The following is a 15,534-nucleotide window of genomic DNA, read 5'->3' as shown; positions in this document are numbered from 1 at the left end:
TACCTGGATCCCCAATTTTCCCTCTGGGAAAGGGGCCGGGAGGGGGGCTACTCCTCTAGGAGAAGGGCTGGGGGTGAGGGCCTCAGCAGCGCGGAGCGCTTGGGCCACAGGGCGCGGGATGCGGGCGAGCCGTCCCAAACTTGCTTGGAACAACGACTTGGCAAAAGAAATGGCGGGCCAAAACAACACCTCGGCAAACCGACTCAGGAGGAACCTTTTTGTCTCTCTACTAGGGATCCTTCTGCTCTGGCTCAGCGCTTGTGCCACGCCCACCCGCCCCCCCCATCTGGTTGCCACGGTGACTTCGGATCCCAAAACCTTCAACACCTATTTGGCCGCCGAAAGCTCTAGCCGCGACGCTATCGCCTACCTAGAGGCGGGCTTGGTCACCTTGGATGAGGATACCCTCTTGCCCAAACCGGAGCTGGCGGAAGGCTGGGAAGTGTCTGAGGACGGCTTGCGGTATGTCTTTACCTTGCGGGAGGGGCTGCGCTGGTCGGATGGAGAGCCTCTGACAGCAGCAGATGTGGACTTTACCTTTAACCGCATCATCTTCAACGAGCGGATCCCGACTTCTGCGCGGGATGTGAAGCGAATTGGAGAAGCCGGAGCATTGCCTCAGGTGCAGGCGCTGGACGAGCGGCGGATTGAGTTCGTTTTGCCGGAGCCCTTCGCTCCCTTTCTGCTGCAGGCCGGATCCCCTATTTTGCCCAAGCACATCCTCGAGCCCACTGTCGAGCAGTTGGACAGCCGGGGCAACCCCCTTTTCTTGCAAACCTGGGGTATCGACACGCCGGTGCAGCAATTGGTGGGGGCTGGCCCCTATGTCATGCAGGAATACACCCCTGGCCAGCGGCTGGTGTACCGGCCCAATCCCTACTACTGGAAGGGGGAAGGGATCCCGCGCATTGAACGGGTAATCCTGCGCATTGTGGACTCAGAGGACACCGCGCTGCTGCAGTTTCGCTCCGGCGAGACCGACGTGTTTTCGGTGCGGGGGAGAGATTTTCAGCTCTTGAAGCGGGAAGAAGAACGGGATCAGTTCACCATCTACAATCTCGGCCAGACATTGAACAACAGTTTCTTTGCCTTCAACCTCAGCCGCGCCCGTAACCCCCAGACCGGGCGGCCTTTTGTGGATCCCGTCAAAAGCCGCTGGTTTAACGATTTGAACTTCCGCCGGGCGGTGGCCCACGCCATGAACCGGCAGTTTTACGTCGATAGCGTCCTGCAAGGGTTGGGCCAGATCCAGCACTCGGTCTTCTCCCCCGCCAGCCCTTTCTACCTCAGCCCCGAAGAGGGCTTGCCCACCTACGACTACAACCCTGAAAAAGCGCGGCAACTGCTCCTCGATGCCGGATACACCTATGATGCGGAGGGCCACCTGCGGGATTCCGAGGGCAACCGCGTCCGTTTCACCTTGCTCACCAACGCCGGCAACAATCAGCGAGAGGCCACCGGCGCGTTGATCAAAGCCGACCTGGAGCGGATCGGCATCACCGTTGATTTTACCCCCATCGCCTTCAACACCCTGGTGCAGCGCACCGATAGCCGCGACTGGGAAACCCTGCTGCTGGGCTTTGGTGGCGGCGGTACCGAGCCCAACAACGGCTCCAACATCTGGCGCAGCGACGGCCGTTTGCACCTCTTTAATCTGGGAGATTTGCCCGGCAACCCGGCAGAAGGGGTTGAGGTCAGCGATTGGGAACGGGAGATCGACCGCATCTTTATCGAAGGGGTGCGGGAGCTAGACTTTGAAAAGCGCAAGGCCCTCTACGACCGGTTTCAAATCATCATCCAGGAACAGCTGCCCCAAATTGGCACTTTTAACCCCCTGGTTCTCTCAGCCCTGCGCAACCGCATTCAAGGGGTGGATCCCCGACCCATTCTGGGGCCATTGTGGAATTTGGATCAGCTCTACATTCAAGAGTAGAACTTCTGATGATGTGGGTGATGTGGGATAGGGAGAGGCTGTCTGAACTGTTGAGTTGTGTCCCTATCGCCACATTTGGCAGGTGAAACTTAGTTGTAGGTTGGGTTGCGGATGTCCTGAATTTTGCAACTATTTCACCGTCAACTCCACGTCCCCCGCACTCCTGAGAATGTTGATCCCCACCCCTCCTGACTGCAGATAGAGACCGATGTCCAGGGATCCCTGGCCCACCTGCACATTCTCAAGGATGACGTGGGGCAGCCACAGGGGCAGAGTGGGCTTGGTCAAATGCACCCGTTGGGCCAGCCCGTCGATCTCCAGCCCCAGACAAGCCTGCAGCAGCAAAAACACACTGGCCGCCGCCCAAGACTGGGGCAGACAGGCCACCGGATAAAGGGTGGGGCCCTCCCGCTGTCGCCGCCGAAAGCCACAAAACAGCTCAGGCAGCCGCTTCAGCTCCAGAAACTGGCTGGCATCGAACAGCGCCGTCAAAACCCGCACCGCTTCGCCCTTGAAGCCATAGCGAGATAAGCCTGCGGCAATCAAGGCGTTGTCGTGGGGCCAGATGGAGCCGTTGTGGTAGGACATGGGGTTGTAGCGGCCCTCTCCCTCCGGCACCGTGCGGATCCCCCAGCCGCTGAAGAAAGCTGGCTCCAGCAGTTGCCGGGCAATGCGGGCGGCGTGCTCGGGATGGGCGATCCCCGAAAACAGACAGTGGCCCATGTTGGAGCTGCGCACCCGGCAAGGTTGCTTCTGGCCATCCAAAGCCAGGGCATAGCCCCCCAACTCTTCGCACCAGAAGTGATCCCAAAACTGCTGCTGCAGCTTTTCCGCTTGTTGCCGCAACTGGGCTGCTTGCTCTTGCCGCCCCAGCAGCTCGGCCATCTCTGCTGCCAACTGCTTAGCTTCGTAGGCATAGCCCTGCACCTCGCACAGGGCCAAGGGGGGTTCTGCCAGGGATCCGTCCGGGTAGAAGATGGCATCTTCAGAATCTTTCCAGCCCTGGTTGCGCAGGCCCCGCCGCGCCTTGCCGGCATACTCCAAAAAGCCGTCCCCGTCCGCATCCCCGTAAGTGTCCATCCAGTGCAGGGCTGCTTCGATGTTTGGCCAGAGCTGCCGCAACAGCTCTAGATCGCCGCTGCGGCGCACGTAGCGCCCTGCCAACACCACAAACAAAGGGGTGGAGTCAATGCTGCCGAAATAATTGCCAAAGGGGATCTCGCGCGTCTTGGCCATCTCGCTGGAGCGCTGCTCATGCAGGATCTTGCCAGGCTCGGCATCGCGGCTGGGATCCACCTCCTGGGCCTGGTGGGCCGCCAGATACAGCAGCACCCCCCGCGCCAAGTCTGGAAACCACCAGAGAGTGGCCAGGGCGGTGATCAGGGCGTCGCGCCCGAAGACCGTGGTAAACCAAGGCACCCCCGCATAGGGATAAAGCCCGTAGGGAGTGCGGGTGAGCATCATCAGCAGATCATCCCGTGAGGCGTTGAGCCAATCGTTAAACTGAGCATTGCCGGTGTCGATCCGGTGGGCTTGCGCCCGCAAGGAAGCCCTTTGCTCCCGCTCCGCCTGCAGAGCCTCCCGGTAGGTCAAAGGGGCAATCTCCTCCCCGCCGTAGCTGCAGATCACCCTCAGCTCCAAATCCCGTTCCTCCTGCGGGGCCAAAGGCACCCACCACTGCGCCAGCTTCTCCGACACTAGCTCCGGCGCCGGCAAAAATTGCAACTGGGTTTGCCGCTCCACTCCATCCAAGCCGCGGTAGCGGAGAACCACTCCCTCAGGGTTCACCTGGGCCGGCAGCACTTGACCCCGCTGGGCCCGTCGGATGCCCCGGATCTCAAAAATATCGGCAAAGTCCGCCTCAAAGCGCAGGGTAATCGGCACGCGAAACGGCTCCGAGCCGTAGTTGTGAATGCGAATGCGCTCGTAGGCTACGTTGTTCCACAGAAAAGTAGTCCGTAGAACATGCAGGGTATCTTGACCGATAAACTGCCCCTCTGAGGTGGTGAACTCCGGGTTGGTCAGATCCACCGCCAAAATATCTTTGTCTTCCCGCACCTCTGAGCTGAGCAGCAGGAACTGCTTTCCCTGCAAGTCCAACACCCAGCGGGACAAAAAGCGGGTGTCGTCCCGGAAGAGGCCATGATCCCGGATGCCGAGGGGGCGCATGTTCCCTCGCCGGTCAAAGATGGCAAAGCAGTTGTCATGCTTGAGAACATGAGAGCGTGCCTCCACCCAAGAGGCGCTGGCCCGGATGTAGTACTGATCTTGAATTTGGATGATGTCTTCTGCCATCTCGGTCTCTTGTTTTCGATTCTCATGCAACCGAAAGAGAGAGGGAGCAAGGTTCAGCTCAGATGGCGGCGATAGTCGACACCGCTTTCCAAGGGCCCTAATAGGCTAGGCTGCCGTCCTCGAGGCCAGTTGCCGCTCGTTTACCAGTTGGTGGTAGAGAGCCTCATAGTCCGACACCATCCTCTCCACGCTAAACCGCTCCTCAAACACCTGCCGCACCCCGGCTCGGCTTAGGGATCCCACCTTCTCCACAGCCTCCACTGCTTCCTCCACCGAGTCGACAATAAAGCCGGAGCGCCTGTCGGCCATTACCTCGGGTACTGAGCCAAAACGGGTGGCAATTACCGGCGTGCCACAGGCCATCGCTTCAATCATCACCAGCCCAAAGGGCTCCGGCCAGCGGATGGGAAACAGCACCGCATAGGCCTTGCCCAAAAACTCGCTTTTCTCTTGGTCGGTGATTTCCCCTATGATCTCCACATTGGGGTGGCGACTGGCCAAAGGCTTAATTTCTAACTCGTAGTACTGGCGATCCACCGCATCGATCTTGATAGCAGCCTTCAGCGGCATCCCAGCCCGGACGGCAATTTCAATAGCCGTATCCAGCCCTTTTTCCGGGGAGACCCGGCCCAAAAAGGCCAGGTAGTCCCCCTTTTCTGGATAGAAACGGTGGAGATCCAGGGGCAAGCCGTGGTAGACCGTCCCCACCCAGCGGGCCTGGGGCAAAGGCAGCCGCTGGGCATTGGAGATGGAGACCACCGGAATGTCCTGAAACTCGGTGTAGAGGGGCTGCAGCTCCGGAATGTCCAGTCGCCCGTGTAGGGTGGCCAAAAAAGAAACCTGCGGGTGGCGACGGGCCAGGGCATAGGGATAGTAGTCGATGTGGCCGTGGATAATGTCAAACTCGTCGGCCATCTGAAAGGCTTTCTCGACCATCAAAACATGAGGAGCCACTGTGTCGATGGCCGTGGGATCCAAACGCAAAGCCCGCTCCCGAAAGGGGATTAGACGCGCTTGGGTTTGGGAGTCGCCGCTGGCGAACAACGTCACCTCATGCCCCCGCCGCACCAGCTCTTCGGTGAGCCAAGACACAACTCGCTCGGTGCCGCCGTAGAGCTTGGGGGGCACACTCTCATGCAAAGGGGCAATCTGAGCAATGCGCATAGCTATCCTCCACACCAAATCATCACCGCTCAGGGCTGTCTGCCAGACCGGGCTCACTGGCATTTCCGGCTGCTCCTAGGGAGAGCTTCTCACCCACGCCATGAGCTGCAACGTTCTTCAAGGGCAAAGCCAGGCCCAACCTTTATCGTAGCCAGCCAAGCCTGTTGGATGGGTCTTGTCGGAAAGCATCTCATTTTCTGGCCTGACAGTTTTTGTCCAGAGGGGAAGGGGCTACACCTCACCGGCGCGTTCGCGCAAGCGTCGCGTAGCGATAACGAGCTATGCCCAGTTGCTGCCGGGGAGGCTGCTGGAGCCGGCCATAATGGGGAAACGCCATCCTAGCTGTGGCGGACATCCTTTGCGAGAGCTTGCCTGCATCCATGCTGGAGCACGACATCGTCATCATTGGGGGAGGGCTGGCCGGTTGCCGGGCGGCTTTGGAAGCTATGCGACGGGATCCCAACCTCGACCTGGCCTTGGTATCCAAAACCCATCCCATTCGCAGCCACTCGGTAGCAGCCCAAGGGGGCATTGCCGCCGCCTTACAAAATGTCGATCCGCAAGATTCCTGGGAAGCCCACGCCTTCGATACCGTCAAGGGATCCGATTACCTAGCGGATCAAGATGCGGTGGAGATTCTGGCCCGGGAAGCTCCTGAAGTGATCATCGACCTAGAACACTTGGGGGTCTTGTTCTCCCGCCTGCGGGATGGCCGCATTGCCCAGCGGGCCTTTGGGGGACACAGCCACCCGCGCACCTGTTATGCCGCCGACAAAACTGGGCAGGCCATTTTGCACGAGTTGGTGAGCAACCTCAAGCGCTTTGGGGTCAAGCTCTACAGCGAATGGTATGTGCTGGATCTGATCCTGGAGGACAACCAAGCCCAGGGCGTGGTGATGTTGGAGCAGGCCAGCGGGCGGCTGGAGGTGGTGCGGGCCAAGGCGGTTATGTTGGCTACAGGCGGCTATGGGCGCATCTACAACTCCACGTCCAACGACTTTGCTTCCACCGGCGATGGCATGGCGATGGTGGCGCGGGCCGGCCTGCCTCTGCAAGATATGGAGTTTGTGCAGTTTCATCCCACGGGCCTGTATCCGGTGGGGGTGTTGATCTCAGAGGCGGTGCGCGGGGAGGGGGCCTATCTGATCAATGGGAAGGGGGAGCGCTTCATGGCCGCCTATGCCCCCAGCCAGATGGAATTGGCCCCACGGGACATCACCTCGCGGGCGATTGTTACGGAGGTGCGGGCCGGGCGCGGTATTGACGGCAAAGATTTTGTCTACTTAGACCTGCGGCATCTGGGGGCAGAAAAGATCCACACTCGGCTGCCCTTCTGTTGGGAGGAGGCCCATCGCCACTTGGGCATCGATGCGGTTGTCGATCCCATTCCAGTGCGACCGACGGTGCACTACTGCATGGGCGGGATCCCGGTGACGGTGGAGGGGCAGGTACTGCGGGATGCCCAAACCCGTGTGGAAGGGCTGTTCGCTGCCGGTGAAACGGCCTGTGTTTCGGTGCATGGGGCTAATCGGCTGGGCAGCAACTCTCTCCTGGAGTGCGTTGTTTTCGGGCGGCGCACAGGGGCAGCCATGGTAGAAGCCGTCAGAGGTCGAGCCTTGCCGAAAGTGGACGAGGGATCCCTACTCAAACAGGCCGCCAGCCGGATTGCCGGGCTCCTGGAACGATCAGGGAAGAGCCGCATTGATCAGGTGCGGCGGCAATTTCAAGATTGCATGACCGAGCATTGCGGCGTCTACCGCACCGAATCGGTTCTCCAAGAAGGGATCCAAACATGGCAACAGATCCGCCAGCGTTACGAGCGGGATTTGCATTTGGACGATCGGGGCAAGGTGTGGAACACCGAGCTGATCGAAGCGCTGGAGCTGGACAACCTCATGACGGTGGGGGCTTTGATCCTCGCCAGCGCCCTGGAACGGCGGGAAAGCCGTGGCTCCCACGCGCGGGAAGATTACCCCCAACGGGACGATCAACGGTTTTTACAACACACCTTGGCTGCCTTTCGCGAGGGATCCCCGCAGATCAGCTATCGCCCCGTGGTGATCACCCGCTTTCTCCCTCAGGAGCGGAGATACTAACTTTTCAGAGGCATCTCAGGCCGATTAGGATTGCCCTAGCATTCCTGTTGGCGAGACGGAGTCTCTTTCCAATGACTGTGGTCATTTCGATTCAAACTAGGACACTAAACCCCTAACTCAATGTTGACTGTGCGCTGCCAGAAGGCTTCTCCCAACAGCCCGGCGTCTCACCCTAACTTGAAACGACTATATCCACAATAACTATCCAATCCAAATCTGCTTTCCAGCAATTATCTAAATCTAGAGATCCCATCTCTGCCAGCTTGAAATCTCATCTACTGCCGGAGGGCCAGCCATGCAAGAAACCCTGGAAAAAGCAGCCGTCGCTCTGCAAGCGGAGCTGAATCTGGAGCCTTTTTGGATGCCCTTTACGGCCAATCGGCAATTTAAAGCCAACCCGCGCCTGTTGGTGGCCGCCCGAGACATGTACTACACCAGCCACGATGGCCGCCAAATCCTAGATGGGACTGCCGGGCTGTGGTGTGTGAATGCTGGCCACTGTCGTCCCCCGATTGTGGAAGCGATCCAACAGCAGGTGGCCCAACTGGACTACGCCCCAGCTTTTCAAATGGGCCATCCCAAAGCCTTTCAACTGGCAGAGCAGCTCATCCAGCTCACTCCTGCCGGACTGGATCACGTTTTTTTCACCAACTCTGGCTCTGAGGCGGTGGATACGGCCCTGAAAATGGCCATCGCCTACCACCGGATACGCGGACAGGGATCCCGGCAGCGGCTGATTGGCCGGGAACGGGGCTACCACGGCGTTGGCTTTGGGGGCATCTCGGTCGGGGGCATCTCCAACAACCGCAAGTTTTTCGGCAGCCTCATTCCCGGAGTGGATCACCTGCCCCACACCCACAACCTGGAGCAAAACGCCTTTAGCCGCGGCCTGCCCCGCTGGGGATCCCACTTGGCAGAAGACTTGGAGCGGATCGTCGCTCTCCACGATGCCAGCACGATTGCAGCAGTAATTGTGGAGCCGGTTGCCGGTTCAACGGGGGTGTTGCTGCCGCCGGTGGGCTATTTGGAAAAGCTGCGGGCCATTTGCGACAAGTACGGCATTCTCCTCATCTTCGACGAGGTGATCACCGGCTTTGGGCGGCTGGGATCCCCTTTTGCGGCCAACTATTTCGGAGTGGTGCCGGATCTGATTTGCTGTGCCAAGGGCCTCACCAATGGCACCATCCCAATGGGCGCGGTGATTGTCAAGCAAGAGATCTACACCGCCTTCATGGAGGCTGCCGGTTCCGTTGATGACCTGCACCGTCCAGAGGACAACAGCAGGACACTCTCCTGGAGCCCCATCGAGTTTTTCCACGGCTACACCTACTCCGGCCACCCGGTTGCCAGTGCCGCCGGCTTGGCCACCCTGAACCTGTATCGAGAAGAAGGCCTGTTCGAGCGGGCTGCCAACCTCGCTCCCCTCTGGGAAGAGGCTCTCCATTCCCTACGGGGCTTGCCTCATGTCATCGATGTGCGCAACCTCGGCTTGGTGGGGGCAATTGAATTGGAAGGGATCCCTGGCCGACCGACAGCGCGGGCTTTTGAAGCGTTTTTGCGCTGCTACGAGCGGGGGGTATTGATTCGCACTACAGGTGATACCATTGCCCTTTCCCCACCTTTGATTATCCAGGAAACCCACATTGAACGCTTAGTCACCACTTTGAAGCAAGTTCTTCAAGAGCTACCTTAGCCCTGAGCATCGACAGGAGAAACGGATCGAGGGAGTTAGGAGCTTCTCGGGCTGGGCGTCGGCGAAGGACTGGGACGGGGAGAGGGACTGGGGCTAGGCGAAGGCGACACCGAAGGAAAAGGATTAGGGGTGCCGGTCGGCGTTGGCGAAGGGGAGGGACTGGGCGCAGGCAACACCCGCAAGGGAGCTTTGGCCGAAGCGATTTGGCCCTGGGTATCCGCCACCATTGCCGTCACTTCATAATCCCCGGTGGGAGCAGAAGCAGGAATGGTAATGGGGATGGTGCCGATGCAGGTTTTGCTGTTGGGCTGACAGCCGACGGCAGCGGCAGTGAAATCAAAGGTGAGGGTGAGGGGGCTTTGCCGGATTTCCACCCGGAAACTGATGCCGGCCCCCAAACCCGCAGGAGTCGTCACGGCCACCAGCACGTTGAAGGGTACTGTCTGTCGCGCGTCCGTCAGCGACACCACGGCAATCGAAGGCGGCTCTGCCGCAAAGGAAGCGGTGGGAGAGGGGCTGGGAGTGGGGAAAGGATTAAAGAGGGGAGTGGAAGTGGGGGTTGGGGTGAGCAGCGGCGTAGGGACAGGACTGGGGATGAGGAAAGGAGTGGGCGTTGGGGCCACCACCGAGATCGGCGTGATGGTAACCGCAGGCTGTTCGCGGGCATCTTCCTGGCAGGCCACCAGTGACAACGACAGAAGAGCGGCCACACTGGTTTTGATCACAGGGGCTGCTAACGTCCAGCTCTGACGGAACCTATGGGGCTGCTGTCTCATGGGCTTTGACTCCTCACAACGCAAAGCTATGGGATCTTGCCGGTTCTAGGAGAGCCGAGCTTCGGTGGCATTCAACTCAAAAACCCGGCCAACCTGCTTCCTCAGCCGCAAAAGCAGGAGCGTCTCACACGCTGCTAACACTATAGATAGAGTCTTAGCTTTTTGCAAACCCCACCTGTGGACTCCCCCTTCGGGGGTGAAGCTAGACAGAGGGGAACGACCTGGGCCGAGTTAGACTGGTAAGCGTGACAGCAAGACGAGGATCCATGGCAGCAAGGGCGGGAGCAGAACCATCTTCTGGCTGTGGAGAAGCAGAGGGGCAGACTGCCGTTGGCGTTGATGCCCTGTACCCCTCAGAAAACATCAGCGGGGCGGGGTATGCCCGGGAAGAGCTGCAAGAGGCTTGCGGGGTCTTTGGCATCCTGGCTCCAGGAGAGGAGGTGGCCAAGCTGGCCTACTTTGGCCTATTTGCCTTGCAGCATCGCGGCCAAGAATCGGCAGGGATCGCCACTTTTGAGGGATCCTTTTGCCGGGTTCACAAGGCGATGGGCTTGGTCTCCCAGGTCTTCGATGAAGTGAACTTGGCCCAACTGACCGGGGATCTGGCGGTTGGTCACACCCGCTACTCCACCACTGGATCCAGCCGCGTGGCCAATGCTCAGCCGGTGATCGTGGAGACTCGCCTGGGGCCGCTGGCTCTGGCCCACAACGGCAATTTGGTCAATGCGGAAGAGCTGCGGAAGGAACTGGAGGCCGCCGACCGGCACCTAACCAGCAGCACCGACTCCGAGTGTATTGCCCACGCCATTGCCCAGGCGGTGAACCAAGGTCAAGATTGGATCGCGGCCACTTGCCAAGCTTTGCGCCGCTGTCAGGGGGCTTTTAGTCTGGTGATCGGCACGCCAGAGGGCCTGATCGGGGCACGGGATCCCTATGGGGTGCGTCCGCTGGTGTTGGGGCTTTTGAGCAGCAACCCCGCTCTGGATGAGCTGCTGCAGTCAGAGATGCTGGAGATCATCTGCAGCGACGGCACCCTCAGCCACCCCGAGGCCGAGCCGCTGCATTATGTATTGGCTTCAGAAACCTGTGCTTTGGATATCATTGGGGCCGACCCTCTGCGGCAGGTGGAGCCGGGAGAGTTGGTGTGGATCAGCCGTCAGGGGCTGCAATCGGTGCGTTGGGCGGAGGCCACCCCCAAGCTGTGCATCTTCGAGATGATCTACTTCGCCCGCCCAGACAGTTGGATGCACGGGGAAAGCCTCTACTCCTACCGGGTGCGGCTGGGAGAACAACTGGCCAAGGAGGCTCCGGCAGAGGCCGACTGGGTGATCTCCGTTCCCGATTCCGGCACGCCGGCGGCCATTGGCTATGCTCGCCAATTGGGGATCCCTTACACCGAAGGGCTGATCAAAAATCGCTACGTGGGCCGCACCTTTATCCAGCCCACCCAATCCATGCGGGAGCGGGGCATTCGCATGAAGCTCAACCCCCTGGAGGACGTGCTGCGGGGGAAGCGGATCGTGATTGTGGACGACTCGATTGTGCGCGGCACCACCAGCCAGAAAATCGTCAAAGCCCTGCGCCAGGCGGGGGCCACCCAAGTCCACATGCGCATTTCCAGCCCCCCGGTCACCCATCCCTGCTTCTACGGCATCGATACCGATAGCCAGGATCAGTTGATTGCTGCCAAGCATTCCGTAGAGGAAATCGCCGAGAAGATTGGAGTGGATTCTTTGGCCTACCTGAGCTGGGAAGGCATGCTGGCTGCCACGGGCCGGGATCCCAACTCGTTCTGCTCCGCTTGCTTTACCGGCCACTACCCCATCCCCATCCCAGAAGGGCTGAAGCGCTCCAAGCTGGCCCTGGAACTGGTGGCTACTGGCAAGAGCCGCTAGGCTGCTCAGGGATCCCCGCTAGACTGAGAAGAAGAATTGCTTGGGGCAAGCCATGACTTTTCGCCTACGCCAATTGGGGGATCCCATCCTGACGCAAGTGGCCGAGCCGGTGACGGAGTTCAAAACGCCGGCCTTGCAGGATCTTATAGAAGGTATGCTGGCTACCCTGAAAGAGGCGCAGGGGGTGGGCTTGGCTGCTCCTCAGGTGGGATCCCTGCTCCAAGTGCTGATCGTGGCCTCTCGTCCCAATCCCCGCTACCCGGAAGCGCCGCAAATGCAGCCTCTGGTGATGGTTAACCCCCGTCTGCTGGCTTGCAGTTCTGACCAGGTGCTGGGTTGGGAAGGCTGCTTGAGTGTGCCCAATTGCCGTGGTCTGGTGGCCCGCGCCCGCGAAGTGGAGGTGGAGTATTACACTCCAGAAGGCGTTCAGCAAAGGGTGGTCTGGCAGGATTTTCCGGCGCGGATCTTTCAGCACGAATACGATCACCTGATGGGTCGGGTGTTCCTGCAGCGGCAGCCTCGGCAACTGCTTACCGAAGCCCAGTACCAAGCCCAGATTTTGGGTCAGCCCGCCTGAGGGATCCCACCATGCCCTACATGGTTATCTACGACGGCCTCTGCAACCTCTGTGCCACCGGCGTTCAGCTCTTGGAGCAACTGGATCGCGGGCAACGGTTTTGCTATGCCCCCATGCAAGATGCCTCTGCCTTGGCCCAATGGGGGATCCCGCCGGAGCAGGTGGAGCTGGGGATGATCCTCATCGACCTGGAGCAGCCGGAGCGCCGTTGGCAGGGATCCGCCGCCGTTGAACAGATTGCTGCTCTTCTGCCGGGCGGGGAGCTGTGGTTGGCTCTGTACCGCAGCTTCCCTGGCTTGAAGGGTCTTGGGGATCGAGGCTACGAACAGATCCGAGATCACCGCTACGAGTGGTTTGGCCGCCGCAACACCTTGTATTTGTCTGCCTACCCTGCTTGTGTTGCCTGCCGGGATCCCTTGGCCGAGGCTGAGGGAAAAGCTGCAGCACCAGCCGCCGGCAAGGCAGAAGCAAGCCGATAGCCAAAATGGAAGTTCCCTCTTCCTCAGCTCGCTATCTTGGATCAGGGAATTTGAAAAAGGATTGAATTCCTGTATCAAAGGTTAACCTTTCTAAGGGAATTCCCTGAACTGGTCTTGACCCTCTCTAAGCCCATAGCAAGAATAGGAACAAAGCAGCCAAAGGGGGGATGAGGCGTGCCTACAGTTACTGATAAAGATCTGGGCAATATCGATTGCAGTTTAGAGATCCTCCAGCCGGTTTTGAGAGGCAAGGATCCCAGAAGCGCAAACGGCGCCATCAAATGTTTTAGCCATTACAACGGAAAAGGCAGAGAGCTTCTCCTCCAAACCCTAAACCAACCTCTGGATTGGGAAAAGCAGTTTGCTCTCTGGACAACCCTAATGGATTCGGGTGATCCCCAACTTATCCAAATCGCGAAAGCCTATCCGGTTACCCTTCGTCCGGTGGGAGATCTGGGGGCAAAATTGGAGGCTGGCGAGCGAGATTTCCGCTGGGCGGATTTGAGAAAGGCCAACCTCAGTCAGCGAGATCTGAGTGGGGCAGACTTGAGAGGAGCAAACCTAAACCGCGCGAGACTGAGCCAGGTGAATCTCAGCCATGCCAACCTGAGCGGAGCCAATCTAACTCAAGCAGACCTCAGCGGGGCCGATCTGAACGGAGCCAACCTGAGCGGAGCCAACCTCCTGGGCACCAACCTCATCGGCGCCAGCTTGCTGGGGGCCAACCTAACGGACGCCAACTTGAGGTGGGTTGTCATTTCTCCCAAAACGCAGATGGATCCCAAGTGGCACCTGGTGTGGACAATCATCAACGGCGTTGCCCAGGGGGAAAGCCTAGCCCAAGCCGACTTGAGCGGAGCCAACTTGGAGCGGGCCGACCTGAGGGGAAGAGACCTGACGCGAGCAAATCTCAGAGGGGCGAGGCTGGCCGCGGCCAACTTGAGAGGAGCCAACCTCAGCCAAGCCAACCTCAGCGAGGCCAACTTGGAGGGGGCCGACTTGACTCAGGCCAACCTGCGGGGAGCCAAGCTGGAGCTGGCGAACCTGCGCAGAGTTCTCGTCTCTTCTGAGACACAGCTGGATCCCAAGTGGCGCTTGGTGTGGGAGCTCGTCAACGGCCGTGCTCAGGAAAAAAAACTGAACCACGTTGACTTGAGCAGGGCTATTCTAGAGCGGGCCGACCTGAGGGGAAGAGACCTGACGCGAGCAAATCTCAAAGGGGCGAGGCTGGCCGCGGCCAACTTGAGAGGAGCCAACCTCAGCCAAGCCAACCTCAGCGAGGCCAACTTGGAGGGGGCCGACTTGACTCAGGCCAACCTGCGGGGAGCCAAGCTGGAGCTGGCGAACCTGCGCAGAGTTCTCGTCTCTTCTGAGACACAGCTGGATCCCAAGTGGCGCTTGGTGTGGGAGCTCGTCAACGGCCGTGCTCAGGCAAGAAACCTGATCTATGCCGACCTGAGCAGGGCCAATTTGAGCCAGGCTGACTTGAGCGGAGTCAAGCTTACAGGGGCGAGCTTGGTGGAGGCTGACCTGAGAGGAACTAACCTCAGCGGGGCAAATTTGAGGTGGGCAGAGTTGGGCAAAGCCAATCTGAGTCAGGCGGACTTGAGAGGCGCCAACCTCAGCCAGACCAATCTGAATAAGGCAAACCTGGAGGGAACCAACCTCTGTGGAGCCAGCCTGATCAAGGCTGAACTGGTCAGGGCCAAACTGGTGGGGGCCAAATTGGTCGGCGCCAAGCTCATTGGAGCCAACTTGAGCAAGGCCAGCTTAGTTGGCACCGACCTGAGGGAGGCTAACCTCATCGGCACCAACCTCAGCGAGGCCAAGCTGGGCAGGTCGGGTTTGAACTTGCTTGATGTCAATGCTCCCAGCCCTCTGCGCTACCTGAGCCAAACGGACTTGAGCGGGGCAGATCTGAGGAAAGCCAACCTGAGCCGGGCAGACCTTAGCCAAGTCAAGCTCATCGGAGCTAACCTAAGCCGAGCTTCCCTAAGCAGAGCCGATCTCAGCGGGGCTGACCTGAGCGCAGCTAGCCTCAACAAGGCCAAGCTAGGAGAAGCCAACCTAACCCAGACCAAGCTGGGCAGAGCCAAGTTACGTAACGCTTACCTCAGCGGTGCCGACCTCAGCGGGGCCAACCTGAGGGGGGCAGATCTGAAATTGGCCAACCTGCGACGCTCTATTCTTTCTCCAGAAACTCAGCTCGATGCCAAGTGGCATCTTGTGTGGGAACTGGTCAATGGTCGGCCCGACAACAGAAACCTGGAGGGAGCCGACTTAAGCGGAGCTAACTTGAACTGGATCGACTTGGGCGGAGTCAAGCTGGTCGGCGCCAATTTAAGCGGGGCCAACCTTATTGGAGCCAATCTCAGCGGGGCCGATCTCAGCCGAGCCAATCTCAGCGGGGCCGATCTCAGTTGGGCTGACCTGAGCTATGCCAACTTGGAAGGCTCCAACCTGGATCATGCCACTGTAGAAGGCGCAAACCTCAAAGGCGCAAGACTTGATTTCAAGTGGAAATGGATCTGGCTGTCCCTCTGGCTTAAAGGTTTGGCGAGCATCTGGTTTGACCACCGCGATACCCTCTACCTACCTCCCCCAACTCCTGCAAAACGCTAGCGGG

General features: G+C 59.4%; 10 protein-coding genes. 7 read left to right on the top strand and 3 right to left on the bottom strand.

Annotated features, from left to right (window positions below; genetic code table 11):
* Nucleotides 1-118: 118 nt before the first annotated feature.
* Nucleotides 119-1,933: an ABC transporter substrate-binding protein gene (locus NW870_RS02955; RefSeq protein ID WP_414373827.1), complete on the top strand. Its 1,815-nt coding sequence runs from the start codon at nucleotides 119-121 to the stop codon at nucleotides 1,931-1,933.
* A 129-nt stretch (nucleotides 1,934-2,062) separates the two neighbouring features.
* Here the strand turns inward: NW870_RS02955 and NW870_RS02950 are convergent, their stop codons facing one another.
* Entirely contained in the window at nucleotides 2,063-4,228 is a 2,166-nt protein-coding gene (locus NW870_RS02950) for a glycogen debranching N-terminal domain-containing protein (RefSeq protein ID WP_414357002.1), read from the bottom strand.
* A gap of 105 nt (nucleotides 4,229-4,333) precedes the next feature.
* Nucleotides 4,334-5,392, bottom strand: a complete 1,059-nt coding sequence (locus tag NW870_RS02945) for a glycosyltransferase family 4 protein (RefSeq protein ID WP_414373825.1) — start codon at nucleotides 5,390-5,392, stop codon at nucleotides 4,334-4,336.
* 380 nt (nucleotides 5,393-5,772) lie between these two features.
* On the opposite strand from NW870_RS02945, the gene NW870_RS02940 reads away from it, so the two are divergent.
* Together NW870_RS02940 and NW870_RS02935 are read left to right on the top strand one after the other, a co-directional pair.
* On the top strand, nucleotides 5,773-7,488 hold the full coding sequence (locus tag NW870_RS02940; protein ID WP_414373874.1) for a succinate dehydrogenase/fumarate reductase flavoprotein subunit: 1,716 nt from the start codon (nucleotides 5,773-5,775) through the stop codon (nucleotides 7,486-7,488).
* A 295-nt stretch (nucleotides 7,489-7,783) separates the two neighbouring features.
* Nucleotides 7,784-9,181, top strand: a complete 1,398-nt coding sequence (locus tag NW870_RS02935) for an aspartate aminotransferase family protein (RefSeq protein WP_414373823.1) — start codon at nucleotides 7,784-7,786, stop codon at nucleotides 9,179-9,181.
* A 35-nt stretch (nucleotides 9,182-9,216) separates the two neighbouring features.
* Here the strand turns inward: NW870_RS02935 and NW870_RS02930 are convergent, their stop codons facing one another.
* Complete coding sequence (locus NW870_RS02930; RefSeq protein WP_414373822.1) at nucleotides 9,217-9,906, bottom strand: hypothetical protein; 690 nt, start codon at nucleotides 9,904-9,906, stop codon at nucleotides 9,217-9,219.
* Between the two features lie 317 nt (nucleotides 9,907-10,223).
* Here NW870_RS02930 and purF point away from each other — a divergent pair, with 317 nt between their 5' ends.
* The 4 genes from purF to NW870_RS02910 all read left to right on the top strand — a co-directional run bounded on the left by purF (nucleotide 10,224) and on the right by NW870_RS02910 (nucleotide 15,530).
* Nucleotides 10,224-11,852: an amidophosphoribosyltransferase gene (gene purF / locus NW870_RS02925; RefSeq protein WP_414356997.1), complete on the top strand. Its 1,629-nt coding sequence runs from the start codon at nucleotides 10,224-10,226 to the stop codon at nucleotides 11,850-11,852.
* 52 nt (nucleotides 11,853-11,904) lie between these two features.
* On the top strand, nucleotides 11,905-12,429 hold the full coding sequence (def, locus tag NW870_RS02920; protein ID WP_414330398.1) for a peptide deformylase: 525 nt from the start codon (nucleotides 11,905-11,907) through the stop codon (nucleotides 12,427-12,429).
* An 11-nt stretch (nucleotides 12,430-12,440) separates the two neighbouring features.
* A complete protein-coding gene (locus tag NW870_RS02915) occupies nucleotides 12,441-12,908 on the top strand; it encodes a thiol-disulfide oxidoreductase DCC family protein (RefSeq protein ID WP_414330395.1) in 468 nt (155 codons plus the stop codon).
* Between the two features lie 381 nt (nucleotides 12,909-13,289).
* On the top strand, nucleotides 13,290-15,530 hold the full coding sequence (locus NW870_RS02910) for a pentapeptide repeat-containing protein (RefSeq protein ID WP_414373820.1): 2,241 nt from the start codon (nucleotides 13,290-13,292) through the stop codon (nucleotides 15,528-15,530).
* Nucleotides 15,531-15,534 lie beyond the last annotated feature (4 nt).

Origin of the sequence: Synechococcus sp. R50.1 (genome assembly GCF_047462115.1) — a bacterium.
Lineage (GTDB): Bacteria > Cyanobacteriota > Cyanobacteriia > Thermostichales > Thermostichaceae > Thermostichus.
Note: the sequence above shows the minus strand (reverse complement) of the source record. Positions and strands in the feature narration are given on the sequence as shown.

Coding starts and splice junctions, on each gene's coding strand:
- NW870_RS02955 (WP_414373827.1), top strand. CDS start 119: ATGCGGGCGAGCCGTCCCAAACTTGCTTGGAACAACGACTTGGCAAAA.
- NW870_RS02950 (WP_414357002.1), bottom strand. CDS start 4,228: ATGGCAGAAGACATCATCCAAATTCAAGATCAGTACTACATCCGGGCC.
- NW870_RS02945 (WP_414373825.1), bottom strand. CDS start 5,392: ATGCGCATTGCTCAGATTGCCCCTTTGCATGAGAGTGTGCCCCCCAAG.
- NW870_RS02940 (WP_414373874.1), top strand. CDS start 5,773: ATGCTGGAGCACGACATCGTCATCATTGGGGGAGGGCTGGCCGGTTGC.
- NW870_RS02935 (WP_414373823.1), top strand. CDS start 7,784: ATGCAAGAAACCCTGGAAAAAGCAGCCGTCGCTCTGCAAGCGGAGCTG.
- purF (WP_414356997.1), top strand. CDS start 10,224: ATGGCAGCAAGGGCGGGAGCAGAACCATCTTCTGGCTGTGGAGAAGCA.
- def (WP_414330398.1), top strand. CDS start 11,905: ATGACTTTTCGCCTACGCCAATTGGGGGATCCCATCCTGACGCAAGTG.
- NW870_RS02915 (WP_414330395.1), top strand. CDS start 12,441: ATGCCCTACATGGTTATCTACGACGGCCTCTGCAACCTCTGTGCCACC.
- NW870_RS02910 (WP_414373820.1), top strand. CDS start 13,290: ATGGATTCGGGTGATCCCCAACTTATCCAAATCGCGAAAGCCTATCCG.